The following is a 24,383-nucleotide window of genomic DNA, read 5'->3' on the forward strand; positions in this document are numbered from 1 at the left end:
GCGTCTTTTCTAAGGAAAGTGCGGTATCGCAAGGGAGGGACGCGTATTATACTTAACCACTTTCAAGATACAAGCGGTTTATCGCTCCCAAATGCTCTTCCTATTATTTCTTACTAAATTTATTCTACCCCAATGAAACCACCGGTTTGATGCGCCCACAGCTTTGCATAAATACCATTATGAGCAATGAGTTCGGCATGCGTGCCCTGCTCTACAATATTGCCTTTATCGAGCACCAACAACCTGTCCATTTGCGCTATAGTGGATAAACGGTGCGCTATGGCAAGTACTGTTTTGCCTTCCATTACCTTGTCCAAACACGCTTGAATGGCCGCCTCAACTTCAGAATCCAGTGCAGATGTCGCTTCGTCTAGTACCAGCACTGGTGCATCTTTTAACAAAACGCGCGCAATTGCGATACGCTGGCGCTGCCCCCCAGAAAGCTTCACTCCACGCTCGCCTACATGGGCGTCATATCCTGTTCTTCCATGACTATCGGTGAGCGTCAGAATAAAGTCATGTGCTTCGGCCTGCTTAGCTGCACGGATCATGTCTTCTTCTGTAGCATCCGTGCGCCCGTAAAGAATGTTGTCACGCACCGAACGATGCATAAGCGAGGTATCTTGTGTCACCATACTGATTTTGGCGCGCAGGGTTTCTTGCCCAACTTGAGTGATATCTTGTCCATCGATAATAATGCGGCCGCTTTGGGTGTCGTAAAAACGCATAAGTAAATTAACCAAGGTCGATTTACCCGCGCCAGAACGCCCCACTAAGCCGACTTTCTCCCCTGGCTTTATGCTCAAATCCAAGTGAGAAAAGACATCGATAGGTTTATCATCAGCACCAGAGTACGAGAAGTTCACATCATCAAAGGTAATTCCCCCACCGCTTACTTTAAGTGCATTTGCCTCGGGTTTGTCTTTAACCGCGATGGGTTGAGCCAGCGTATTCATACCGTCCTGCACCGTGCCCAAGTTTTCAAACAAGCCTGATACCTCCCACATTACCCAGTGCGACATTCCGTTTAGACGAAGACATAAACTAATGGCAATGGCAATATCTCCAGGGCTTGCGATGTTTTCCATCCACAAATAAATAGATAGAGCGCCAATGGTGAAAATAAGAATGGCATTGGCCATCTCTACACAGAATTCCAACACGGTAACCAAACGCATTTGCGGGTAAACTGTCTGAAGAAAACCATCCATACTTTCTTTTGCATAATCCGCTTCACGGCGGCTATGTGAAAACAGCTTTACCGTTGTGATATTGGTATAGCTATCAACAATACGCCCCGTCATCAATGAACGCGCGTCCGCTTGTTTTTGCGATACTTCCTTTAGTTTAGGTACCAGCACTTTTAAGATGCCAATGTACACAAAGAACCACACGATAAGCGGCATGGCTAGGCGCCAGTCAGTACTGAAAATAAGCACAACCATTGAGATAAAATAAACACTTATATACACCAGTAAGTCGAGAACTTTAGTTACGGTCTCTCTCACCGATAGTGCGGTTTGCATTACCTTAGTGGCAACACGTCCGGCAAATTCATCGTGGAAAAACGTTAAGCTTTGACCCAGCAAATAGCGGTGCGCCTGCCATCTAATGCGCATTGGGTAGTTCCCCATCAACGACTGACGGGAAAATAAGGAGCGAAGCAAAATAAACAGGGGAATTAGTACAAGTACGGTAACCCCCATTCCTATAAGTGTAAACTTTTGGTCGGCTAAGAATGTCTCGCGATTTTGCTCGGAAAACCAATCGACTAGCTGTCCTAAAAAGCCAAACAATGCCACTTCTAACATGGCAACAATTGCACTAAGCAAGGAAACGGTGAGAATTACGCCCCACATGCCTTTGGTATAATACTTACAAAAAGCAACAATGCCTTGCGGTGGTTGGGTAGGTGGCGTATCTGGGAAAGGCTGGGTAAGCTTTTCAAAAAATGAAAACATGTAAAACTCGTTAGTTATTCAGTGACAGAGCACATTTACGCATGCCCCAAAATGCTGGGTCACAATTCTACACGATATAAAAACGCGTGTTGAACTTTGCGTCATGTTTTAGCGCAAAGTTCACTTAAAGTTGGTTAATACTTTGTAGAAGTAAGGGCTGATTTCCTTCTCTTTTACCGTGCTAAAAAGCCGATGACCACGCCCGTTTTAGAACACTTGGTCATGGCTGCTAAACCAAGAGAAGCTAGTAGGTGTGTCGACCGAGCAACCTAACTCGATTAGCGTAGTGCCACGGGAAGTATGCAGCAGCATAGACAAACATTATCCGTTTAATGTTACGCCTATTAGTCGGTATATCCGAGTTCTGTCAGAATGCTCTCCACTTTTTTGGCGTGCTCGGCCTGCCATTGCGCTAACGTCATAGCACCGTCTTTTTCGGCGCGCTTTTTAGCGATATCAAAGACGGTTAATGCATCGGCTTTGGGAATGACTGCAATGCCCTCTTCGTCAGCGACAATGATGTCACCTGCATGAACAGTAACACCTCCACAGTTTACAGGCTGATTCAGAGGTGAAATACACTGCTTCGCACCCGGCTTAGGTACTACACCGAGAGCAAACACGGGAAACTTGTTATCCCGTGTTTCAGCGATATCACGAATCACACCATCGATAACAAAACCTTTAATACCGCGAGCCTGCGCAATTGCACACACATTACCACCAGCGACTGCAAACTTATCATCGGCCTCTACGACGATAATATCACCCGGGTTTGCGCGATATATTGCCGCATGAAGCATTAGATGGTCCCCTGCCTCACATTTTACAGTGAAAGCGGGACCGGCTATACGCGGGATACCCTCCCATAAAGGTTTTATGGCGTAATCCATAAACTGCTCTCTTGGAAGCGCGTCTGCATATTCGCAAGGCGAGACGCTGTCAAAAGGGGTATTGTCTAATTCCATTGCCTTTCCTGTCTTTTTACTGGTGAGAAAAATCACTATAACGAAATTGGGAGCCCAAGTTGTTACAAGCTGTGTATTTTCACTATAAACACTTTTTCTGTTGGCATTGCCATGCTAAAAACAAATGTGATTATAAAAGGCGAGCAGGCGTATTAGGTTATTAACCTTTCAAGCAAATTAGAGCGCTATTGCATCGTGCCAAAAACAAATAAACGGTAGATTTCACCACTGCCGATAACATAAAAAGGAAAACTCGATATGTTACGTAGCGTTTTAAGCTTAAGTGTGGCACTGGCCTTAACAGCTTGTAGCCCACAAAACTCATCAACAGAGCAACAGACACAAAGCCCAACCACTAAAGAGGCTCAACAACAGCTTTCCTCAGGTGTCATAAAAGAGAATATGGACCTTTCTGTTGACCCAGGTGATGACTTTTTCCGCTACGTAAACGGCAAGTGGTTTGATAATTTTGAAATACCAGCAGATAAATCTAGCTATGGCGCGTCCGTTATTCTTCGTGATGAAGCGCAAGATCATGTCATGGATATCATTAAATCATCGGCAGAGGCTGATTTTAAAGCTGGGAGTGACGAGCAGAAAGTGGGTGATTTTTACCGTGCTTATATGGACATGGAGACCCGCAACGAGCTTGGCATGACGCCGCTAAAGCCTGAGCTTTCAAAAATTGATGCCATTGAAGACTATACCGACCTTGCTGAGTACTTCGCTTATGCAGCTCGTTATGGCTACGGTACACCGTTTAGCCTAACCCAATACCCTGATCTTAAGTCGCCGAAAGAATACTTAATGTACACGTGGCAGTCGGGCTTGGGCCTTCCTGAGCGCGAGTATTACTTTAAGGATGACGAAACATCACAAACCATTCGTGATTCCTACGTTAAGCATATCCAAACCATGTTTGAACTGGCGGGTTTCGAAGCGCCTAAAGAAAGTGCGGATATGCTGTTCGCACTTGAGACTAAAATTGCTCAGCTACATATGAAAAAAGAGCAGGCCCGTAACTTTGCTGCCAACTATAACAAACTGACAATTGAAGAACTTAAAGCGTTAATGCCTAAGTTCGACTGGGACGCTTATCTTACTGAAGCAGACATTAGCGACATTCCTTCGCTAGGTATTTTGCAAAAAGACTACATGCAAAACATTGATGGTGTTATTGCAGAAACCTCACTGGAAGATTGGAAGACGTTCCTTAAGTGGGGCTTGTTAAATGCTTCAGCCAGCCGCTTAAATGCCGAGCTTGATGAAGCTAACTTCAATTTCTACAGTAAAGTGCTGCGCGGTGTTGAAGAGCAACAGCCACAATGGCGTCGTGCGGTAAGCCTTTCAAATGCCCACGTTGGCGAGCTTATCGGTAAGGTCTATGTAAAACAGCACTTCCCGCCTGAAGCGAAAGACCGCATGATGGAAATGGTTAATAACCTGCTGTTAGCTTACAAAGAAAGTATCGAAAATCTTGATTGGATGACAGATGAAACTCGTGCACAAGCGCTAGACAAATTGTCTAAGTTTACCGTGAAAATTGGTTACCCAGACCAGTGGAGAGACTATTCAGCGCTGACAGTTAATGCCAGTGACCTGTTTGGAAACCTAAAGCGTTCTTCGGACGTGCTGTATGAAGAAATGCTTAAGAAACAAGGTGGCCCAGTGTGGACCCATGAATGGGGCATGACACCACAAACTGTTAATGCTTACTACAACCCTCCGCTAAACGAAATTGTATTCCCTGCGGCTATCCTTCAACCTCCGCTCTTTGACATGAACGCCGAAGATGCGGTTAACTACGGTGGTATTGGCGCGGTAATTGGTCACGAAATTGGCCATGGTTTTGATGATTCAGGGTCAACCTTCGACGGTGACGGCGTTCTGAGAAACTGGTGGACTGATGAAGATCGCGGCGAGTTTGAAGCACGCACTGCAAACTTAATTGAACAGTATAACCAGTTTGAGGTGCTGCCTGATTTGCACGTAAACGGTGAATATACCTTAGGTGAAAACATCGGCGACCTTGGCGGCATCAGCATCGCACTTAAAGCTTATCATCTGTCTCTTGATGGTGAGGAAGCGCCTGAACTAGATGGTTTCACTGGCGAACAGCGTGTATTCATTGGTTACGGCCAAGTGTGGGCCAGCAAATACCGTGAAGAAGCCTTGCGCAGCCAAGTACAAACCGATACTCATTCACCTGCCAAGTTCCGTACTAACGGTGCTGTGCGCAACGTACCAGAATTCTACGAAGCGTTTAACGTGACCGAAGAAGATGCGTTGTATTTACCACCAGAAGAACGCGTGAAAATTTGGTAATTCGCGTACATAAGCATGCATAGATAATACGACCGTTAAAGCCCCATGTTCGTCAAACTGGGGCTTTTTTTGTCGTTTTGTGAGAGATGGCATTAAGCAGCTTCAGAAGGCTAAATACGATGGTATGTTTACCAAACCGATAATGGGCTATATTAATGGGAGAGCGAAGTCAAAACCTCTAGCGCCAAATCAACTTTTTCGGCTGGCACAAAAATGTGGTCGTGATAATAAGCGGCCACCACGTTTGCGCTAATTCCCGCCTTACCCAGTGCAGTAGACATGGCTGCGGTCATTCCTACCGCTTCCAAACTTGAATGCACTTCACACGTTATACAGCAGTAATAGCCTTCAAATTGCAGGTTAGCCTGTTCGGCTGCAGCCACCGGAAGAATAAGCGTTATCCCTTCGCGTTCCTGAAACATGCCTTTAGCTGCTGAGATAAGGGTGCTGGTTAACTTGTCAGAAGGCAGGGTAATAAAAACATAATTTTCACTACTTGCCACGGGGTTTAAGTTTTTGAGTAACACACTTAAGTCGGTTTCAGCTATCACGCTACGCTCTCTTAGTTTAAGGTCATAATTTGTCTAAAGCTTTTTAGCTCTAATACGCTTACCTTTAATTTTGCCTTCTCTAAATTGTGTCATGGCTTTTTTCACGCTACGCGCTTTTACTGCGACAAAACTCATGCTGTTTTGAACCGCGATTTTACCTAGATCATCGCCAGGTATTCCCGCATCTTTGGTCAGCGCACCCACTAAATCCCCCGGGCGAAGCTTTTCTTTTTTACCTGCACTTAATGAAATACAGGTGAACTCAGGCTGAGTAATTTTGTTTTTGTGGAACCGTAAACTTTGCGCGCCTTTAAGTGGAATGTCGCTTTCCTGTAGCACTTCTATTTTTCTTAAGAAATGCTCTTCCTCTTCACTTACCAAGGTTATAGCCAAGCCTTTTGCACCCGCTCGTGCGGTGCGCCCTATTCGGTGAATATGGGTTTCAGGCTCTTCGCTCACGGTGTAATTTATAACACAGGCAACATCGTCTATATCTAATCCACGGGCTGCTACATCCGTGGCAACAAGCACTTGCAGAGAGTCGCTGGCAAACTGCATGAGCACTGACGTGCGTTGGTGCTGTTCCATATCACCCTGAAGACCTTTAGCGCTAAAACCGTCTTCGAGTAGCTCTTCAACCACCTCATTAACCTGCGTTTTACGGTTACAGAAAACAATGGCATTTTTAGGCTGATATTCCGTCAACACCGCTTTAAGCGCCTGCGTGCGGGTGTGGGGTAATACGTTGTATCCCAGCTGAGTTATTGCAGGTTTATTCTCTTGAGATTCTACTTTACAAGTTACCGGATCATGCAGGTACTGCTTTGCCACACGCTCAATTTGTTCAGTGAAGGTGGCAGAGAACAACAGAGTTTGTACCTGCTTTGGCGTTTGACCAAAAATAACGCGCAAGTCATCCTCAAAGCCCATATCTAGCATACGATCGGCTTCGTCGAGAACACGCAATTTTACGTTGCGCAAGTCTAAGCGGCGCTTTTCCACGTGGTCCATCACACGACCTGGTGTACCAACAATGATGTGGGGACTATGTTTGAGTGACTGAATCTGAGGCCCCATCGGCTGACCACCACACAAGGTTGTCACTTTGATGTTGCCAATATCTTTAGCGGCTGCACGACATTGCTGGGCGACTTGTTCAGCAAGCTCTCGAGTGGGGCAAAGCATAATCACCTGTGTAGTAAAGTCGTAAACTTCAATACGCTGAAGTGCCGGGATAACAAAACACAAAGTTTTACCACTGCCGGTCTGGGCTTGACCAATGACATCCTTACCCTGTAAGGCCTCTGGAAGTGACTGAGATTGTATGGGAGAGAGCTGATGAATGCCTTGTGAGTCTAATGCCTTTATGATGGCGGGATTTATATCTAATTGCTTTACTGTTTCAACTGTCATTAATTTGGGTTCCAAAGGTGCACTACACCATGTTCGGTATGATGAGCTATGCCGTATTCTTGGGACACCATGTCACTCCATGAAGAAAGCCGCTCATTAAATTCATCACTCATTTTCACATCGGCCGCCGCTAGCTTGAGCTTTTCTAAAACAAAAATACAGGTGTCTTTCTTAGATAGTGCTAGGTAGGCCGTTGAGATATCGTATTTACTGGAAAGTGTTATTGTCTCACATTTAAATTGATTTGGGTTACATCCAAAGTCAATTGCGCCCTGAGAACCAAAAATTGTATCGATTTCGTTATAAAATAATGCTTCAACTAATTCTTTCCAAGAATCGTAAGCCTTTACGTTAAAACCATGTTCAAGCGCAACATTATAGCGATAGTCTTCTAATAGCGTCCCTACTTTGAATGTTCGTGGTACATCTTCAAAGGTTTCGAAATAGGGTTTATTTATGCCGTAGAGACCGTGAAGGTTGCGCGACACTGGCGTGACCCAATGAAAAACGTCGTCTCTTTCTGCCGTACGGATAACAGCAAACACCAACACGTTCGATTTAGACATCGCTTCTTTAGCGATACGTTCCCACGGCGCAGACAAAATGTATTGCGGTAAGGAAACTTCTTTGAGGACGCTATTCACTAAGTCAGCGGCAATACCTTTTACCTTGCCGCGCTCATCCTTTTCAGAAAAGAGTGGAACGACGTCAGCTATCACCCAAAGGTCGCTGGCATCAGTGCGTAATTGACCCGCTAGGCTCAGAATGCCATAGGTTAGCACTATGTCGGAAAAGCTTTTTGACAGCTCAGATTTCAAATGGTTGGCTAGCAAATAAAAGCCTTCTGATCTTTTATACTCGGTTATTTGTCCGGTGAGGCGGTCTGCAAATTCAAAAGAGGCAGTGTTTTTGTCTATCGCAATGTAAACGACAGCTAATTTTTTTGACTGACTCCCTGCGTTTGGGGTGCATGGCGCGGTTCCACTGCATTCAAAAGCAACCAGAGGAGATATCCAGTAAAAGTCTCGCTCGCTATCTGCAGTTCTCATTAAACTTGAATAAATATGGGGACTACCCTGCGTTTTTTTCGGGGCTTGTATAAAGTCAACCTGCTCGTTTGATAATGCATTTTCAAGGACAGCGCGGGCATACTCGTCAATACGCTCTCGCTGCGATTGAGTAAGCACACCTTGGAAATCATGAGCGTTCGACTTATAAAGGGTAAGTGCCCTAACGGGGTTTATCCATAGGGCACTTAAGCAAAGAACCAGTAAAATTAAGCTTGAAACGCTTTTTCTAGTTTCCACTGTAATGTTTGTCCAGCAAAAAATGGAACCATATCGGTGCCATCAGCTAAGGTAACTTGTTCTGGCACCGTCCACGACGCTTTAACTAATGTCATTGTAGTTGTATTTCGCGGTAAACCATAAAAATCCGCACCATAATGGCTGGCAAAGCCTTCTAGTTTGTCTATTGCGCCTAGCTGCTCAAACACCTCTGCGTAAAGCTCAATTGCCGACCACGCACTATAACAACCCGCACAGCCACATGCATTTTCCTTTTTGTGTTTCGCGTGCGGCGCTGAATCTGTTCCTAGAAAGAACTTTTTATTGCCACTTGCCACCATATCTCGAAGCGCTTTTTGATGAGTATTGCGCTTAAGCACTGGCAAGCAGTAATTGTGAGGTCGTACTCCACCCACGAGAAGGTCGTTGCGATTTAGTAACAAATGCTGAGGCGTAATAGTAGCACCAACAAATTCGCTCGCGCCGGCAACAAAGCTTGCCGCATCTGCGGTTGTAATGTGCTCAAACACTACTTTTAGTTTCGGAAACGCCTCAACAATTGGGCCTAAATGAGTATCGATGAACACTTTTTCACGGTCGAATATATCGATGTGGTGCTCTGTCACTTCACCGTGAATTAGCAGCAACAAACCTTGTTCTTGCATAGCTTGAAATACAGGGTACAAAGCCTGAATACCTTTTACTGCCGCGTCAGAATTCGTAGTTGCGCCCGCAGGATACAATTTGCACGCGGTGACACCGGCTTGCTTAGCATCAACAATATCTTGTGGCGTAGTTTGATTGGTTAGAAACAAAGTCATCAATGGCTCAAAACTGCTGCCACTCGGTCTTGCAGCCTCAATGCGCTCCTTATACGCCATCGCCATTTCAGCATTTACCACTGGCGGCACAAGATTCGGCATCACAATAGCACGTTGAAAGCAGCGTGCAGTTGCTGGAACGGTTTCCGCTAGCATTTCGTTGTCGCGAAAATGAAGGTGCCAATCATCTGGCGTAGTAATAGTAAGCGTTTGCATGCCTTGTTTCTCTTAGTACTTGTTCAAACAAAGGGATATATTCGCGCAATAATAGCACAACTCAATACTTTTGCGCGCGGAACGAGACCGCCGCTTAGGGCTATGGGTTATTTTTTTCGTGCTCTACCCAAATTAGTTTGTTGACGTTATAGCCGGCAGCTGAGGCTGTATCTAAAAGCTGAGAACGTACATCATCATCAATTGAAGGCGTGCGGGCTAGGATCCACAGATAGTCTTTATCAGGGCCGGTAATTAACGCGTATTGATACCCTTCTTTGTCTAGCGCCATGATTACGTAGCTCGCATAAAATGGGCCAAAGAAAGAGACCTTCAGGTGCCCAATTGAAGAGGTGTCAACAAAGTACGCTTTGCCTTCTGCTTCATCCCATGCGTTTTCTTGTTTAGAAAACCCGCGATTGATCACTTTTACACCACCGTCGTCGCGCATGCTGTAGGTTGCTGTTACTTCGCTTAACCCTTCCTCGAAGCTATGATCGTACCTAGCAATCTCGTACCACTTGCCCAGGTAACGAGGAAGTTCGAATTCATCAACCGGTGTGACGTTCTCAGGTACACCAGTACACCCTAGTAAACTCGTAAGAAAAAAACCACTTACTATCGCAAAAATCAATTTCTTAAACATATGCTCTCTCTTTCTCTGTACACATTTTTATGGCAAAGAAGCGTGCCTGTTCAAAACAGGTAGCTGCTTCATTCCATAAACCGCTTACACTCAACGTTGACCTGACCAGACAAGATAAGCTCGCTGTCGTTATAAAAAATAATTTCGCCTGATCAAACTTTTATTATGCGTGCGCACATATTACAGTGCCTGACGATTAACAATGAACAGTTATTAATAACGAGTGCCATAACGTCTTGTCCACTCGATATTTTAAATAGGGAGAAGAACAAATGAATGCCCATTTTCCACACGCAAGCCGCTTAATTTACGGGTGCATGGGTCTCGGTGGAGGTTGGAATAATTCACCTGTCACAAAAGATGACATCAGCCAAGCCCGTTCCATTATCGACACTGTGTTAGACCTAGATATTAACGTTTTTGATCACGCTGACATTTATACTTTTGGAAAAGCCGAAACTGCCTTTGGTGAAGCGCTGAAAGAAGCGCCAGAATTGAAAGACAGAATGATTATCCAATCAAAATGTGCAATACGCTTTGAGGATGATTTGGGACCAAAACGGTATGACTTCTCCGCGAGCCATATTCATAGTTCAGTGGAGGGTATTCTTTCTCGCTTAGGCATAGAGCAACTCGATGTTCTATTGCTTCACCGCCCCGACCCATTAATGGTGTTGGAAGAAGTCGCGGGGACGCTACAGCTTCTGCAGCAGCAGGGAAAGATTAAGCATGTGGGCGTATCGAACATGCATGGGCACCAAATTAACTTCCTTCAATCGGCGCTTTCAACGCCTATAGTCGCCAATCAATTAGAATTGAGTTTGGGCTTTAGAGACTGGTTAGAAGACGGTATTACTACCAATAATGCTGCGAATCGCGACATTGGATACGCCCCTGGCACACTAGAATATTGTATGATGAACAATGTACAGCTGCAGGCATGGGGAAGCTTAGCTCAAGGTAAATATACAGGGGCCACGGCAGAAACAAGTAGCGATAAAGCCACGGCTGATTTGGTTGCGCAGCTTGCGGGGGAATATCAAACAACACCCGAGGCCATCGTATTGGCTTGGCTTATGCGCCATCCCGCTAATATTGCTCCAGTTTTAGGTAGTACTAACGTCGAAAGGATTAAAGCAAGTCAAAAAGCCATGAACGTTCACCTGACCCGCGAGCACTGGTATAAGCTATTTGAGGTAGCTCGTGGCCAAGAGATGCCATAACAAACAACGAGGGAAATGGTATGTTGAAAGGCTTTCATCATGTCGCTGTTATTTGTAGCGATTATCCGCGTTCAAAAGCGTTTTACACTGACGTCTTAGGTTTTTCCATTATTGATGAAAATTACCGCGAGGCTAGGGACTCGTATAAATGCGACTTGGGCTTACCAGATGGTAGCCAAATAGAGTTGTTTTCGTTTCCAGGGGCACCAAAAAGGCCGTCACGCCCCGAAGCACAAGGGCTCCGACACCTGGCATTCAAAGTAGACAATTTAGATGAGGTGATTAATCACTTAACGAATAAGCGCGTGGAATGCGAACCGGTAAGAACTGACGAATATACCGGCAAACGCTTTACGTTTTTCCAAGATCCTGACGGTTTACCCCTAGAGCTATACGAACTTTAAAAGGACGTTCTCGCGTTAAAAAGTGCCGAATAAAGGCGTGTCTTTATTCGGCTTTTTTCTTCAACGGCGTTGGTTATGTAGGCTAATCCAGCATTCTTACTTCCCGTTGCGGGAATGGAATATCGATATCATGCTGTTGAAGAGCGTTAAATATAGCTTGGTTAAGCGCATATCGCACTTCGAAATGCTTTACTGCAGGCGCCCATACCCGCACTCCAAAGTTAATACTGCTATCGCCAAAATTGTCAACGCCAATGGCCGGTGACTTTTCAGTGCTAACACCGTCGACGGTTTTAACCGCGTTTCGAATAACTTCAATAACATTGTCTACATCACTAGAGTACGCAACGCCAATCTCCAGCTCGATAAGCATATTTCCTGCAGAGTTGTGCAATATTTCGCCCACAATTAGCTTGTTGGGAATTTGAATTTGCACATTATCTTCGTCTATCAAAATGGTATAGGGCAGCATCACTTGGTCGACAACACCGGCAACCCCACGAACGCGAATGGTATCTCCCACAACAAAGGGGCGGGTAATGATGATGGTGAATCCAGCAGCATAATTTGCCAGCATTCCCTGAATGGCAAGGCCTGCCCCCAGTCCCACTGCGCCTAACGCAGCAATAAGGGGTGTAACACTAATACCAACATTGCCTAGCGCTATGATGATGACAATCCCAAGCACCACCAATTTACAGGCGCCACCAGTGAAACGACTAAGCGTGACATCTATGCTTTTGCTTACCATTAGGTTTTCAACCACATGGCCTATTTTGTTGGCAACCCACCAACCAATGAAAAATATAATAATGGCGCCTACAATTTGGAAGCTGTAGGTCACTGCAAATTCAACCAGTGTGTCGTATAGCGCTTGCGCTTGTTTTAATTCGTCCATTGAGCGTGAGTACAATTAGCGGTGATACTTGAATAGGTGAAGAGTAAACAACAATGATAAGAAAAACCAGTGCCGGAACTTAGCCCGGCACTGGTATAGGAAAAGTGGGATCTGTTGATGACAAGACTTAAAAAAGACAGCCATTAGTTCGCGTATTCGCTTGCCTCTATTTCAGCCAAACGCGCTTTTGTAGGGTTCTTGATGTAGTTATATACCAGTCCCACGAAAAGCAATGCCGCAAACCCTGTTGCTACCATAAAGCCGTATTTGGCATCACCGCCATTAGCGTCACTGACGAGGCCCATTATAAATGGCCCTGCGGCTGCACCAGCGGCAGTAAAGAACAATATAACGCCGGCTACGCTACCATGCTGATGTTTAGGAAAACAACTTATCCCTTTGGAATTAAAGGTTGGATATATGACCGACATAAAAATACCTGTCAACGGGAACAAGAATAACGCCACTTGCTTTCCACCCCACAACCCGATACCGAAACACAGCACAATAGCACCAGTAAATAGCATCAGAACGAGTGCCCAGTTGAAACGAGACATCATCCAGATCCCTACAAATCGCCCTGCAGCACGAAGAATAAAGAAAGCGGTTACCGAATATATGGCTAACGTTTGTGAGAAGCCCTCGGTATAACAATCATAAGTCGCCTTAAGTGTGGTTGCATCGCACACTAAATAACTCGGCATCCAAACGTAAATCGCACTTTCTGCGGCAACGTAGAGAAATGCGCCTATTGAAAAGCCCAGCGCATACGGATTTTTGACCAATTTCAGACTTTGCGCTATGGATACCTTTTCCTCACCGTTCCCAGTGTTTCTTGTGTAAGCGGGATATTTAACTAATAACGCGCCTACAATTAATACTGTGCAAACACCACCGGCTATGACGTAAAGCCACTGCCAAGCAACGCCTTGGTGAATGAGGTATGCAACAATTAATGGACCAATAATAGCGCCTACGCCAAAAAACGCTTCTGCGCCGTTCATGGTAGCTGTGTGCTGTTTAGTTGACGAGGATATATCACCAATCAACGCAAGGGCGCCCGTCTTAAATATCCCTACTGCTACGCCCGAAAGACTCATTAAACTTACGATTAGCATAAAGTCATTGGCAATAAGGAAGCTGTAGCAGGCTAAGCCAAAAAGCGCTAGCCCTATGATTATTGTTGGTTTTCGCCCTAACTTATCGGCTAAAAAGCCAAGAAATAGCCCTGATAAAGCAATGCCCAGCATAGGGAGTGAATGCATCAAGCTAGCTTGCGCATTAGTGACCGAAAACGCCACTTTTACTTCTTTGATTATCTCGCCTACAGAATCTGATGTCATTGCGAACATCATAAACATAAGGTACGTCAACCACCTGATAATTCTGCTACTAGAGTCATGATTAGGCATATTTTGTCTCACAAACACACTGGCGAAAAGGTTAGCTTAACCTTTCTTAAATTCATAAAAATACGTTTACTGTTGCACGTACTCATTTAGTAAAAAATAACGATTTAATAACCTTGAAAAATCAGCTTAATCGTTTAAGATAAAAGTTAACAGAATTTAAAAAGCCTGTAAACCCGATAATTCGGCTAGGCTAATTTAGCATACAAGTGCGTAACATTTTGGAGTTTTCTATGAGCTATGCTGCTGACAGTGGTGTATGTTTAGACCGAATCTTAGCATCCACCGATTTATCTGGCCTTACAAAGAAAGATGCTACTACATTTACTCGTCGATTGAAGGCGCATTTCCCTCGCCTTTTTGAAAAATATACTTATGTCTACGGTCATCAGTACGACTGCTATTTTCATTTACAAAAACTCGTCGAAATTTTAAGAGACGGTTCAAAAAATAGAAAGCCTGCACTTAAAAAACTAGACAGCCAGCGCCTAGACTCGCCGTTGTGGTATCGCGATGAAGAACAAGTCGGTATGGCCTGCTATGTTGATCTCATGGGACCGACGCTTAACGACCTGCACGGCAAAATTGAATACTTCAAAGCACTAGGTGTTACGTACGTTCATTTGATGCCATTGTATGATGCACCTAAAGGTGACAGTGACGGTGGGTATGCAGTTTCAGACTACCGAAAGGTAAACCCAACATTGGGGACGGTCAAAGATTTAGAAAAACTCGCCGACGCACTTCAAAAAGAAGGGATTAACCTTGTTCTCGATTTCGTCTTTAACCATACCTCCGATGAGCACGCTTGGGCCAAAGCAGCGCTGGATGGCGATAAACAATATCAAAATTATTACTATTTGTTTGACGACAGAACGATTCCGGACCAATACGAACATACACTTAGAGAAATATTCCCACAGGTAAGAAGAGGCAGTTTCACCTTTAATGACCAAATGGAAAAGTGGGTGTGGACTACTTTCAACAGCTTTCAGTGGGACCTGAATTACAGCAACCCTGAAGTATTTAATGCAATTACTTCAGAAATGCTATTTTTAGCGAACTTAGGTTGTGCAGCGTTACGTTTAGACGCACTGGCATTTATTTGGAAAGAGCTAGGCACAAATTGCGAAAATCAAGAAAAAGCACACGTGCTAATTCAAGCGTTTAATTGTTGTCTGCAAATTGTAGCGCCGGCTGTGGTATTTAAGTCAGAAGCTATTGTGCACCCTGATGAAGTACTTAAGTATATTGACAAAGACGAGTGTCAGCTGTCCTACAATCCACTGTTAATGGCCTTACTATGGAACTCGCTGGCAACGCGCAAAACGCGACTACTCACCAGCTCAATGAAGAAGAGTTTCGCAATATCAGATGCCTGTACTTGGGTTAACTATGTGCGTTGTCACGATGATATAGGGTGGACGTTCGACGACGCTGTGGCACATGAAATCGGGATCAACCCGTTTGATCACCGCATGTTCCTGAATCAGTTTTATACTGGCCGGTTCGACGGCAGTTTTGCAAACGGCGTACCTTTTGCTGAAAACCCGTCAAACGGCGATTGCCGAGTATGCGGGTCACTCGCCTCGCTGTGTGGCTTGGAAGGTGCACTAAAAGATAACGACGCTCATGGAATAGATGAAGCAGTAAAACGAATGTTATTGCTCTACGGCATTACCTTTAGTATCGGCGGTATTCCTTTGCTTTATTCAAGCGATGAAATTGGAAAGCTCAATGACTACAGTTATCGTAATGACGATAGCAAAAAGCACGATGACAGATGGGTAAATCGTATCGCAGTGACGAATGAAGATACCCAACTTGCACTTGGTGTAACTACACCTTCAAACCCGGCAGAAGTAGCAAGCCTGAAAGTATTCAATGGCCTACAACAAATGATAGCAATAAGAAAACAGCATGCTATTTTCGGTCAGGCCAAAACCCATATACTAGAAACAGACAACCAGCATTGTTTTGCTTTTTTGCGGGAAAATACGGAAGGGGAAAAGCTGCTTGCTATTTGTAACTTTAGTGAACACCCTCAATCACTATCCCGTAGCATTTTGGCTACACTCAAGGAGTCTGCGAGTAAAGAGCTACTTACTGGTGAAACTGTCGAGATAAACGCTTCAGCACTCGTACTCGCGCCGTTTCAGCAAATGTGGCTACTTCCTGCTTAGTTACCTTTCTGTCTGCTACACCCAACTAATTTCTAGCGTCGGCTAGCAAATTAGTTGGGGCTTGCTCAGCAAAAACTTTAAATTCTTACATGCCAATAACTTACTAGGTATCCCATAGTTTCAAAGGCAATTGAAAAAATTACCACTATACTTAAGGAAGCAGTATTTTTTTGCACGCTTTGGATTGACTACGCGCTAGGCCTTTGAAGCGGAAGGAGCGGGAAAATACATGCACTGATAAGTCTGGTTTAGTTCTTGCAAAGAAGCTTTTGCAAAATAGCCCTTGCAATATAGCTCTTGCAAAAACGTTAGCAGCACTTCTCAGAATTAAGCCCCCGGCGACATTCGAATTATGTCATATGGATATGTTTAACATGGTAACGGATAGAACAATGCAAAGTGATCGCGCTTTGGAATATATGTGCCCCTATTGCGGGGCAATTAACGATTTTCAACTCGACAGCCTTCAAGATATGTATCACGAGCAGCATGAGTCCTGCAGTTGCTGTAATAAAATACTTAGCCTCACCCCCGCGGACGGGATAGCAGGAAGTGTAAATCTTATCGTCGATGAAATTATTAACGACAACGTCATTAAGTAACCTTTTTGTTAAAGGTTACTTTGTACATTTCTAAACAAAAAGACCGCTAAATTCAGCGGTCTTTTCAATGCTTGCAACGAAATAAACTTATCGGAAAAACTCTCGTTTCAATTCACTGTCTGTAAGGAAAAGACCGCCCAAGGCAGACGTTTTTGTATATGAATTCGTATCTCGAATGCCTCGCGCCTTAACACAATAATGTGTGGCGTTTATGCTCACTGCAACATCTTCGGTATTTGTAAGCGTTTGCAATGCTATAAGCACTTGCTGAGTTAAGCGCTCTTGCACTTGCGGGCGTTGCGCAAAAAAGCCAACTAACCTATTAATTTTCGAGAGACCGATTACGGTGTCTTTCGGAATGTAAGAAACCGTCGCAGTGCCGTCAATAGTAACGAAGTGATGCTCACATGTGCTGGTTAGACTGATGTCGGAAACCTGCACTGGCTGGTCAATCTGCATCTTATTTTCGATAGCAGTAATTTTAGGAAACTTTCGATAGTCCAGCCCACTAAAAATCTCGTTAACATACATTTTAGCGATGCGCGCTGGCGTGTCACATAGACTGTCATCAGCCAGATCTAGACCAAGCGTGTCCATTACGTCTCGCATGGCGCTTTCAATTCGCTTTCGTTTCTGCTCATCTGTCAGCCCATTAGCTACCATAGGGGTTTCTAATCCTCTGGCTTCTAATGCATCTCGTACACGCTGTGCTGATTCTGAAATAGAGTGGTCAAGTGCATCGCGCACAATTACCGCTTCTTTTGCTAACATTGCTTTATCCGTTGTTACTGCTTTTTTTGAACTTCTACGCTGGGTTACTCGTAAAAGTTCGGTTATACAACAACATGACTTTTATTTAATGTTGTTGCTACCGATAGTGCTACTTACACAATAATAAAACTGCGACTGCTTAATTAAGAAGGACATCATCTTGAAATCACCTGTACTTATAACAGGCGCTAGCCAACGTCTTGGACTAGCCATGGCCGAAAGCTTACTTGAGCAAGGCCAGCATGTCGTATTGACATATCGAACACCCCGCCCGAGTATCACGATGCTTAAGGATAAAGGCGCAACAGTTCTACAGGCTGATTTTAGCACTGAGGCGGCTATTGATCGAGCAATTGATGAGATTAAGGCAATCAGTAAAACCTATCGTGCCGTGATTCATAATGCGTCTGATTGGGCGCAAGAAAAGGATAGTAACGATAAACAAAGCCTTATAGCGCGAATGATGATGATTCACGCTGTCGCACCCTACCGCATTAATCTAGCGCTCGAAAGGGCGCTACGCGAGTATGAAGGCCAAGCCGATATCATTCATATGACTGATTATATTCAAGAAACGGGCAGTGAAAAACACATGGCCTATGCAGCAAGCAAAGCTGCCTTGCACAACCTCACCTTGTCCTTTGCAAAGAAACTGTCGCCTCAGGTAAAAGTAAATAGCATAGCTCCTGCTTTACTTATGTTTAATGAAGGCGACGATGAAGCCTATAGACAGAAAGCACTTAAAAAGTCGTTACTTGAAATAGTACCAGGTGCGCAAGAAGCCGTGAAAGCAATGAATTACTTATTTGATAGTGACTATGTGACGGGACAAACGCTTCATCTCAACGGTGGGCGACATTTGAAATAAGGCATCCCCTTCGCTTCATACAACCAGCGTATACTAATGTAATAAAGTAATCGTCACCGCCAATTAATTTCATCGCCATTTGCCTTGGTCTACTGCTGAGGCATGGCTATAATCCGAACCCTATTTTAACGCTATTTGGAATTTTACTATGCACGGCAACCGTACTATGGCCCCTGAATGGCATGACATTGATGCTGTTATGTTAGCATGGCCGCATGCACAAACCGATTGGGCTCCATGGTTAGAAGAGGCGAGAGAAACCTATCTTAACGTGATTGCGGCAGTAAATCGCAATAGCGCTGGCGTGATATTGTTGTGTGCACCTGATGATGTAGACAGCCTTGTAACTCGTTTACCTGAAAACGCACAAGTACTGATCGTTCCTGCGTCATATAACGACACCTGGATGCGCGACTACGGTTTTATCACCTGTAAAGACAGTGAGGGTAATGGCTCGCCAGTAGAATTTCGTTTTAACGGTTGGGGTAATAAGTTTAATGCGTCAGAGGATAACCTCGCCAATCAACGCTATTTGGCCGCCATGTGTAAATCTGTGCTTCGCAGCAGCCCTGTTGTAGCTGAAGGTGGCGCTTTAGAAATTGACGAAGATGGCCACTTACTTAGTACTGCACAGTGCTTACTTAACCCTGAACGAAATGGCGATATGTCGTTAAGTGCCTATGAAGATGCATTTAGAGACATGCTAGGTTGTAGCAAAGTTACTATCTTGCAACACGGTCATCTAGAAGGTGATGACACCGACGGCCATATCGACACCATCGTGCGTTTTACCCCTAACAAAGGCTTAGTCATTCAGGCGTGTAACAATCGCCCTAACGATAGTCACTTTGAAGGGTTAAAAGCTCTGTGTGATGAGTGCTCGCTGGAGCTTCCTGAGCATAAACAGTTCCATTTACCGTTACCGCATATCGTAAATGATGAAGGAGATCGTCTTCCGGCATCATATGCAAACTACTTAATTTGTAACAACGCGATTTTACTGCCCGTGTATGGTGAAGAAGAAGATGCCGAGGCAATTAAAACCGTGCAAAGAGCACATCCCGATCATATTGTTGAACCAATCGATTGCAGTGTACTCGTAAGACAATACGGTAGCTTGCATTGTATTTCCATGCAGGTACCCACAAATACGTTAAAAGATTCGATTATCACCACCTTAAAAAAAGGAGTGTCAATACATGCGCCCAGCTAAGCTAAAAGTGGGTCTGGTACAACAGGCCGTTGCCGATAACGACAAAGCAACGAACTGGAATAAAAGTGCCGAACAAATTGCTAAATTAGCCGCTGAAGGCTGCGAGTGCATTCTGCTTCAAGAACTGCATAGCACCCTGTATTTTTGCCAGCAAGAAGATACTAACGCCTTCGATCTAGCTGAGCCAATTCCAGGCCCAGCAACAGACTTTTTTGGTGAGCTAGCAGAAAAGCATAACATTGTGTTGGTGACATCACTGTTCGAAAAACGCGGCTCAGGTTTATATCACAACACCGCTGTCGTGTTCGACCGCAGTAAAGAAATTGCGGGTAAATACCGTAAAATGCATATTCCTGATGACCCAGGCTTTTACGAGAAGTTTTACTTCACACCGGGCGATATGGGCTTCACGCCTATTGAAACCAGCGTAGGTAAACTTGGCGTATTGGTGTGTTGGGACCAGTGGTATCCAGAAGCGGCACGCCTAATGGCAATGGCAGGCGCAGACTTGTTGTTCTACCCTACCGCTATTGGCTGGGATTTAACTGACACAGAAGAAGAGCGTACTCGTCAGCACGGTGCATGGGAAACCATTCAGCGTTCTCACGCTGTGGCAAACTCAGTGCCGGTTATCGTCGCGAACCGCACTGGCTTTGAAGCATCGCCTGTTGAAGGTGACCCGGGCATTCAGTTCTGGGGGCAAAGCTTTGTAGCAGGTCCACAAGGCGAGATTTTGGCGAAAGCCGAGGCTGAGGGCGAAACCACCCTAACCGTTGAGCTTGATATGGAGCGCACCGAGCAAGTGAAGCGCATTTGGCCTTATTTCCGCGACCGCCGCATCGACGCTTACGACGAACTAACAAAGCGCTGGCGCGACTAACTCAAATTCTGGGGATCAGAGTACTTTTTAAGCTCAATCTAGACAGTACGCTCTCCCCCGCAAGCGCCGCCCGAACTGGTGCAGAATTTGTCGGTTCATTTTCTTGAACTCAAGCTGTCGTGGCTGAAATGTACTCTGACCCTGTAATTTGCTGTGGATTCACGCTTTAAATATAATGTTGTCGTAAAGCATAAAAACGTGACGCGAACGCTTGGGCAATAGCGTTAGCATGACGTCTTCGTCGATGTCTAAGCCCCCAGTGAATTGACCGAAGGCTGGCATCACAAATAAGCTCTCACTATTGGTAAAGCATTTGCCCGAATAGCGCCGGCGAGCAATGGTTGTGCGTTTTTTGGGGTGATAATGGCCGATAACCTGTGCACGCTGTTCACCCTCTTCAGGTTCGTGCCTAAACACCATGCCATCTAGCGCTATTTCAAAACATGGCGTACCCGGAATGCCGTCAGGTAAATCAGGATCATGGTTACCTTCCACCCACATCCACTCGTGCACTTTATTTACTAATCGACAGAGGTGCTGACGGTCTTCGACAGTCATGCGCGACATACTGTGCTTATCGTGGAAACTGTCGCCTAAGCTAATCACCCGCGTGGGCTGATAGTCATCAACAATGCTTTCTAAACGCGTTAACGTGGCGGTGGAATCTAGACTAGGCAGCGGGTTCGCAAAGCTACGTAGAAAGCTGCCTTTTTCTAAGTGAAGGTCGGACACGATAAGCCAGTCGCATACCGGCAAATAGGCTACGCCGCGCGCATCTAACAGCCACAAGTAATCTGCATATTTTGTAATAGTGATGTGGCGCTGGCTTACTTTTTCGGTCAGCCATGAATCGCTTATTGCCAAATTGTCCTCATCCTTCTAGTTATGTATTTATGTTCTTGGTATGTGGCTGCGAACTTTAATATCTCAATGGTATCAGACTATTTAGCTATTGCTTGATGGCTGCTGGCTACTGGCTACTGGCTACTGGCTACTCATGGTGCCAAGTGAAGTTTGCTTTGCAAATGCTACTGATGTGAAACCAACACCGTGACATCACCAATATTAATTAACGAGGGAACCCGAGAGCAATGCACGCACTTCATCTAGCATGGTTTCAGCTTCCGCATATAAATCGGCTTGCTCAATAATAGCCTGCGCACCCGCGCCTTTCACTTGCTCACTACGCACATCAAGCACAATAGGTATGGCCATTGGCGAGGGTTTTTCAAGATTCACCAGCGTAGCTGAATCTACATAGCGAATAAGTAAGTTGGCAAGTCGTCTTAAATCCAGCAGTTCACGCTCTGCATCAGCTCGGGCCACTTTAAGTAAAATGTGGTCGCGGTCGTGTTCTCGCAAGGTATCGTAAATAAGATCGGTAGAAAACGTTACCTGCTTCATGGTTTTTTGGCTGGCGTGATAACGCTGTTCTGTTAGGCCGCTTACCACCGCCACTTGCCTAAACGAGCGCTTGAGCATAGGTGCTTGTAGCATCCAATCTTCTAATTCATCACCTAAAATATCAGGCTGAAATAGCTGCTGCAGTTGCACTTGAGATATTGGATTTACCGATGCCACCGACAAGCCATAATCGGTCACGCTGAAGCTTAAAGGCTTGATACCCATTTTCTCCATTCGTCGAGTTAGCAACATACCTAAGGTTTGATTCGCTTTTCGTCCGTCGAAGGTGTAGTACAGCGTATAATGCGCCTGCCTGAATGGAAATTGCTCCACCAGTACCCGCTCAGGGCTAGGCAACTCAGAAAATGCCTGCTGAAGTTTAAGCCACTCTTGTACCTGTGCGGGTAAGGCTCTCCACGACTTTTGTGTCGCTAAAATTTCGCGTACACCTTCAGCTAAATAAGTTGATAGCGGCATTTGCCCACCTGCGTAGCTTGGTATTTTTGGCTCTTTGGCTTTTGCAGGCTTCGCGTGAAGCTGCATGTCGCGAATAGCTTCAAAGCGCAGCACTTCTCCCCCAAAGTAAAAGGTGTCTCCCGGCGTTAATTGCTGGGCGAAATACTCTTCTACTTCGCCGATAATCTTGCCTTGGTTTCCTCTGCGGATACGCTTTACTTTAAGTCGACCCGCTTCAACAATAGTACCTATGTTCTGCCTGTGCCGTTGAATAACACGGCGATTAGCTGGCGAGAAAGTGCCATCGTCGTTTTTTGTTAAACGCTGGTACCGCTCATAAGCATTAAGAGCACTACCGCCGTCTTGGGTAAACTGCCATAGCTTATCGAAATCATCTCTATCTAGCCCTTGATACGGCGTGGCGGTAAGTATTTCTTGGTATAAAGTATCTGGGCTATCAGCCCTACTACATAAACAGTTCAAAATGAACTGAGGAATAATATCTAGTGCGCCCGGCTGTGGACTTTCGCCATCTAGCTCACCTTTTTCAATCGCGGTGATTGCTGCTTGGCATTCCAGCGCTTCAAAGCGATTTGCGGGTACTAGTAGCGCTTCGCTAGGTTCGTCGAGCCTGTGGTTAGCCCGCCCTATTCTTTGCAGCAGCCTGCTCACGCCTTTCGGCGCGCCTACTTGAATGACTTTGTCGACGTCTCCCCAGTCGATACCAAGCTCTAGCGCCGAGGTACATACAATGGCCCGCAGCATACCGCTGGCCATCATGGCTTCGGTTTTGCGGCGCTGCTCTTTGCTCAAGCTGCCGTGATACAGCGCAATGGGCAGCGCTGCTTTATTTGCCTCCCACAGCATTTGAAATAGCAGTTCAGACTGAGCACGGGTATTAACAAAAACCAATGTGGTTTGGGCATTTTCAATAGCTTGGTAGATATCTTCGATAGCGTAGCGAGCCATAAAGCCACCAAAAGGCATGCGCGCTTTAGAGTGCAACATTTCAACTTTCGGCTTTTCACCTGCTTTCACTTTTACAATATTAGCTACAATGTCACTGCCAGCCAGCCACGCGCCCAAAGTCTCGGGAAAGGCTACGGTGGCTGACAAACCTATGCGTTTACAGTTTGGTGAGAGTACGCTTAATCGTGCGAGAGCAAGTGATAAAAAATCGCCGCGTTTATTGGCCATTAAACTATGGGTTTCGTCGATAATAACCCGTTTGAGTTTACCAAATAGCTTATCTGCATCCGCGTAGCTCAACATCAACATGAGGGATTCAGGGGTAGTGAGCAGGATATGAGGCGGCTTCTTGCGCTGACGCTGGCGCTTGTGCGAGGGCGTATCGCCAGTGCGTGTTTCGGCCGTAATTGGCAGCGCCATTTCTTCAATGGGCTGCAATAAATTACGGTGGATATCTTGCGTGAGTGCTTTTAGCGGCGAGATGTAAAGGGTATGCAGGCCGTTGAAACCACCCTTTTCTTTTCCTTTCTTTTCCTGTCTATCTGTAGCCTTTGTTTCGAGGTGTTCGTCAGTTTCTCTCGACCTAGAAAGCTGTCTCGTTTCAGATGCTTCAACTGGCACCCCATCTTCCACCATCTCAGCTAGCTCACTCATACCATATGTCTCAGCAAGCTCACTCATACCATATGTCTCAGCAAGTTCGATTAGGCTAGGCAAAAAGCCGGATAGGGTTTTGCCTGCTCCAGTTGGCGCAATCAATAATGTACAGTCATGCTGGTCTTTTTCTGTCAGCATGGTTTGCTGATAATCGCGTAATTGCCAGCCTTTTTGTTCAAACCAACGGGCAAAGACTGAAGGAAGTGGGGTCATTGATGGTTCTTGTTAATACTTTTAGCACTTATACGGCAAAACCTTAGTT

General features: G+C 45.3%; 20 protein-coding genes. 8 read left to right on the plus strand and 12 right to left on the minus strand.

All coding sequences use genetic code 11. The features are described 5' to 3' along the window. Window positions 1–119: 119 nt before the first annotated feature. Both JC525_RS14120 and JC525_RS14125 read right to left on the minus strand, forming a co-directional pair. On the minus strand, window positions 120–1,961 hold the full coding sequence (locus JC525_RS14120; protein ID WP_198816386.1) for an ABC transporter ATP-binding protein: 1,842 nt from the start codon (window positions 1,959–1,961) through the stop codon (window positions 120–122). Window positions 1,962–2,305: 344 nt separating this feature from the next. Continuing rightward, window positions 2,306–2,929 carry an RraA family protein gene (locus JC525_RS14125; protein WP_198816387.1) on the minus strand — a complete coding sequence of 208 codons (624 nt, stop codon included), beginning with the start codon at window positions 2,927–2,929 and terminating at the stop codon, window positions 2,306–2,308. 258 nt (window positions 2,930–3,187) lie between these two features. Between JC525_RS14125 and JC525_RS14130 the strand changes: the two genes are divergently transcribed. After that, window positions 3,188–5,254: a M13 family metallopeptidase gene (locus tag JC525_RS14130; RefSeq protein WP_198816388.1), complete on the plus strand. Its 2,067-nt coding sequence runs from the start codon at window positions 3,188–3,190 to the stop codon at window positions 5,252–5,254. A gap of 152 nt (window positions 5,255–5,406) precedes the next feature. On the opposite strand, the gene JC525_RS14135 is transcribed toward JC525_RS14130, so the two are convergent. The 5 genes from JC525_RS14135 to JC525_RS14155 all read right to left on the minus strand — a co-directional run bounded on the left by JC525_RS14135 (window position 5,407) and on the right by JC525_RS14155 (window position 10,184). After that, window positions 5,407–5,805 (minus strand): ACT domain-containing protein, encoded by a 399-nt coding sequence (locus JC525_RS14135; protein ID WP_198816389.1) that lies wholly within the window; start codon window positions 5,803–5,805, stop codon window positions 5,407–5,409. 33 nt (window positions 5,806–5,838) lie between these two features. Next, a complete protein-coding gene (gene dbpA, locus JC525_RS14140; protein ID WP_198816390.1) occupies window positions 5,839–7,218 on the minus strand; it encodes an ATP-dependent RNA helicase DbpA in 1,380 nt (459 codons plus the stop codon). Then, window positions 7,218–8,525, minus strand: a complete 1,308-nt coding sequence (locus JC525_RS14145; protein ID WP_198816391.1) for a substrate-binding periplasmic protein — start codon at window positions 8,523–8,525, stop codon at window positions 7,218–7,220. The genes dbpA and JC525_RS14145 overlap by 1 nt, the downstream gene beginning before the upstream one ends. Then, window positions 8,495–9,541, minus strand: coding sequence for a dihydroorotase (pyrC, locus tag JC525_RS14150; protein WP_198816392.1), 1,047 nt, complete (start codon window positions 9,539–9,541; stop codon window positions 8,495–8,497). Before pyrC ends, JC525_RS14145 begins: the two co-directional genes overlap by 31 nt. Window positions 9,542–9,641: 100 nt before the next feature. After that, a complete protein-coding gene (locus JC525_RS14155; protein ID WP_198816393.1) occupies window positions 9,642–10,184 on the minus strand; it encodes a lipocalin family protein in 543 nt (180 codons plus the stop codon). Window positions 10,185–10,456: 272 nt separating this feature from the next. On the opposite strand from JC525_RS14155, the gene JC525_RS14160 reads away from it, so the two are divergent. Together JC525_RS14160 and gloA2 are read left to right on the plus strand one after the other, a co-directional pair. Further along, window positions 10,457–11,407, plus strand: a complete 951-nt coding sequence (locus tag JC525_RS14160) for an aldo/keto reductase (protein WP_198816394.1) — start codon at window positions 10,457–10,459, stop codon at window positions 11,405–11,407. A 20-nt stretch (window positions 11,408–11,427) separates the two neighbouring features. Beyond that, on the plus strand, window positions 11,428–11,811 hold the full coding sequence (gene gloA2, locus JC525_RS14165; protein WP_198816395.1) for an SMU1112c/YaeR family gloxylase I-like metalloprotein: 384 nt from the start codon (window positions 11,428–11,430) through the stop codon (window positions 11,809–11,811). Between the two features lie 82 nt (window positions 11,812–11,893). Here the strand turns inward: gloA2 and JC525_RS14170 are convergent, their stop codons facing one another. Together JC525_RS14170 and JC525_RS14175 are read right to left on the minus strand one after the other, a co-directional pair. Then, window positions 11,894–12,709, minus strand: coding sequence for a mechanosensitive ion channel family protein (locus tag JC525_RS14170; protein WP_198816396.1), 816 nt, complete (start codon window positions 12,707–12,709; stop codon window positions 11,894–11,896). A gap of 143 nt (window positions 12,710–12,852) precedes the next feature. Then, window positions 12,853–14,070: an MFS transporter gene (locus JC525_RS14175; RefSeq protein ID WP_105932674.1), complete on the minus strand. Its 1,218-nt coding sequence runs from the start codon at window positions 14,068–14,070 to the stop codon at window positions 12,853–12,855. 281 nt (window positions 14,071–14,351) lie between these two features. Here JC525_RS14175 and JC525_RS14180 point away from each other — a divergent pair, with 281 nt between their 5' ends. Continuing rightward, entirely contained in the window at window positions 14,352–16,301 is a 1,950-nt protein-coding gene (locus tag JC525_RS14180) for an alpha-amylase family glycosyl hydrolase (RefSeq protein WP_198816397.1), read from the plus strand. A gap of 392 nt (window positions 16,302–16,693) precedes the next feature. Continuing rightward, complete coding sequence (locus JC525_RS14185) at window positions 16,694–16,903, plus strand: CPXCG motif-containing cysteine-rich protein (RefSeq protein WP_233095211.1); 210 nt, start codon at window positions 16,694–16,696, stop codon at window positions 16,901–16,903. An 87-nt stretch (window positions 16,904–16,990) separates the two neighbouring features. Here the strand turns inward: JC525_RS14185 and folE are convergent, their stop codons facing one another. Further along, complete coding sequence (gene folE / locus JC525_RS14190) at window positions 16,991–17,674, minus strand: GTP cyclohydrolase I FolE (RefSeq protein WP_198816399.1); 684 nt, start codon at window positions 17,672–17,674, stop codon at window positions 16,991–16,993. A gap of 160 nt (window positions 17,675–17,834) precedes the next feature. On the opposite strand from folE, the gene folM reads away from it, so the two are divergent. The 3 genes from folM to JC525_RS14205 all read left to right on the plus strand — a co-directional run bounded on the left by folM (window position 17,835) and on the right by JC525_RS14205 (window position 20,635). After that, the gene (gene folM / locus JC525_RS14195) at window positions 17,835–18,542 is read left to right on the plus strand and encodes a dihydromonapterin reductase (RefSeq protein ID WP_198816400.1); all 708 of its coding nucleotides are present in this window, start codon (window positions 17,835–17,837) and stop codon (window positions 18,540–18,542) included. A 148-nt stretch (window positions 18,543–18,690) separates the two neighbouring features. Further along, entirely contained in the window at window positions 18,691–19,755 is a 1,065-nt protein-coding gene (locus JC525_RS14200) for an agmatine deiminase family protein (RefSeq protein ID WP_198816401.1), read from the plus strand. After that, window positions 19,742–20,635, plus strand: coding sequence for a carbon-nitrogen hydrolase (locus JC525_RS14205; RefSeq protein ID WP_198816402.1), 894 nt, complete (start codon window positions 19,742–19,744; stop codon window positions 20,633–20,635). Before JC525_RS14200 ends, JC525_RS14205 begins: the two co-directional genes overlap by 14 nt. A 159-nt stretch (window positions 20,636–20,794) precedes the next feature. Here the strand turns inward: JC525_RS14205 and pdeM are convergent, their stop codons facing one another. Further along, entirely contained in the window at window positions 20,795–21,499 is a 705-nt protein-coding gene (gene pdeM, locus JC525_RS14210; RefSeq protein ID WP_198816403.1) for a ligase-associated DNA damage response endonuclease PdeM, read from the minus strand. A 201-nt stretch (window positions 21,500–21,700) separates the two neighbouring features. Beyond that, the gene (locus tag JC525_RS14215) at window positions 21,701–24,334 is read right to left on the minus strand and encodes a ligase-associated DNA damage response DEXH box helicase (RefSeq protein WP_198816404.1); all 2,634 of its coding nucleotides are present in this window, start codon (window positions 24,332–24,334) and stop codon (window positions 21,701–21,703) included. Window positions 24,335–24,383 lie beyond the last annotated feature (49 nt).

This window comes from Alteromonas sp. IB21 (assembly GCF_016405965.1).
Classification (GTDB): Bacteria; Pseudomonadota; Gammaproteobacteria; order Enterobacterales; family Alteromonadaceae; genus Alteromonas.

Bases quoted from the DNA above. Each gene is read 5' to 3' on its own strand.
- JC525_RS14120 (WP_198816386.1), bottom strand. From the start codon at position 1,961: ATGTTTTCATTTTTTGAAAAGCTTACCCAGCCTTTCCCAGATACGCCA.
- JC525_RS14125 (WP_198816387.1), bottom strand. From the start codon at position 2,929: ATGGAATTAGACAATACCCCTTTTGACAGCGTCTCGCCTTGCGAATAT.
- JC525_RS14130 (WP_198816388.1), top strand. From the start codon at position 3,188: ATGTTACGTAGCGTTTTAAGCTTAAGTGTGGCACTGGCCTTAACAGCT.
- dbpA (WP_198816390.1), bottom strand. From the start codon at position 7,218: ATGACAGTTGAAACAGTAAAGCAATTAGATATAAATCCCGCCATCATA.
- pyrC (WP_198816392.1), bottom strand. From the start codon at position 9,541: ATGCAAACGCTTACTATTACTACGCCAGATGATTGGCACCTTCATTTT.
- JC525_RS14155 (WP_198816393.1), bottom strand. From the start codon at position 10,184: ATGTTTAAGAAATTGATTTTTGCGATAGTAAGTGGTTTTTTTCTTACG.
- JC525_RS14160 (WP_198816394.1), top strand. From the start codon at position 10,457: ATGAATGCCCATTTTCCACACGCAAGCCGCTTAATTTACGGGTGCATG.
- gloA2 (WP_198816395.1), top strand. From the start codon at position 11,428: ATGTTGAAAGGCTTTCATCATGTCGCTGTTATTTGTAGCGATTATCCG.
- JC525_RS14170 (WP_198816396.1), bottom strand. From the start codon at position 12,709: ATGGACGAATTAAAACAAGCGCAAGCGCTATACGACACACTGGTTGAA.
- JC525_RS14175 (WP_105932674.1), bottom strand. From the start codon at position 14,070: ATGTTTATGATGTTCGCAATGACATCAGATTCTGTAGGCGAGATAATC.
- JC525_RS14180 (WP_198816397.1), top strand. From the start codon at position 14,352: ATGAGCTATGCTGCTGACAGTGGTGTATGTTTAGACCGAATCTTAGCA.
- JC525_RS14185 (WP_233095211.1), top strand. From the start codon at position 16,694: ATGCAAAGTGATCGCGCTTTGGAATATATGTGCCCCTATTGCGGGGCA.
- folE (WP_198816399.1), bottom strand. From the start codon at position 17,674: ATGTTAGCAAAAGAAGCGGTAATTGTGCGCGATGCACTTGACCACTCT.
- JC525_RS14200 (WP_198816401.1), top strand. From the start codon at position 18,691: ATGCACGGCAACCGTACTATGGCCCCTGAATGGCATGACATTGATGCT.
- JC525_RS14205 (WP_198816402.1), top strand. From the start codon at position 19,742: ATGCGCCCAGCTAAGCTAAAAGTGGGTCTGGTACAACAGGCCGTTGCC.
- JC525_RS14215 (WP_198816404.1), bottom strand. From the start codon at position 24,334: ATGACCCCACTTCCTTCAGTCTTTGCCCGTTGGTTTGAACAAAAAGGC.